1 protein-coding gene is annotated in these 252 nt (G+C 44.4%); it reads left to right on the top strand.

The annotated features are described in order from the left end of the window. The coding region (locus AAEY88_RS14725; RefSeq protein WP_350563584.1) for a DUF3087 family protein at nucleotides 1-252 on the top strand (252 nt) is incomplete at both ends.

Consider the following 252-nt stretch of genomic DNA (forward strand, 5'->3'; position numbering starts at 1 on the left):
GGGTTTAGCTGTTGGGAGCTTAGCTATATCGCAAACGCTGATTGCTTTGTTTCCTGATGAGAGCGGCACTCACTTTCATTGGAACGTAGCGGGCGTTGTTATTAGCGCATTAGGGCTTGCATGGTTACTTAATAAATACCGCACGCATCCGTTTATGATTGAAGTGGTGTATGTGTGGGAGCTTAAACAAGCGCTTAATAAAATAACGCGTAAAATGGCGAAATTAAAGGCTGCAGGGCGTGAAGGTAATAG

This window comes from Psychrobacter sp. CAL346-MNA-CIBAN-0220 (assembly GCF_040309805.1).
GTDB lineage: Bacteria > Pseudomonadota > Gammaproteobacteria > Pseudomonadales > Moraxellaceae > Psychrobacter.